This window comes from Gibbsiella dentisursi, from assembly GCF_039539505.1.
Taxonomy (GTDB): domain Bacteria; phylum Pseudomonadota; class Gammaproteobacteria; order Enterobacterales; family Enterobacteriaceae; genus Gibbsiella; species Gibbsiella quercinecans.
On the sequence record NZ_BAABDG010000013.1, the window covers coordinates 1 to 507 of the forward strand.

A 507-nucleotide genomic window follows, 5' to 3' on the forward strand; every position below is an offset into this window, starting at 1 on the left:
TCCGCAAGGGACTTCACCTACATGCCAGCGTGCCTTCTCCCGAAGTTACGGCACCATTTTGCCTAGTTCCTTCACCCGAGTTCTCTCAAGCGCCTGAGTATTCTCTACCTGACCACCTGTGTCGGTTTGGGGTACGATTTGATGTTACCTGATGCTTAGAGGCTTTTCCTGGAAGCTGGGCATCAACTGCTTCGCCACCGTAGTGACTCGTCATCACGCCTCAGGGTTACAGTAATCCGGATTTACCAGGACTACACCCCTACACGCTTAAACCGGGACAACCGTCGCCCGGCCAGCCTAGCCTTCTCCGTCCCCCCTTCGCAGTAACACCAAGTACAGGAATATTAACCTGTTTCCCATCGACTACGCTTTTCAGCCTCGCCTTAGGAGTCGACTCACCCTGCCCCGATTAACGTTGGACAGGAACCCTTGGTCTTCCGGCGTGCGGGTTTTTCACCCGCATTATCGTTACTTATGTCAGCATTCGCACTTCTGATACCTCCAGCA

Annotated in this window: 1 rRNA gene; it reads right to left on the reverse strand. The window is 53.6% G+C overall.

The features are described from left to right. A 23S ribosomal RNA gene (locus ABFX35_RS23660) occupies window positions 1-507 on the reverse strand; the annotation flags it as partial.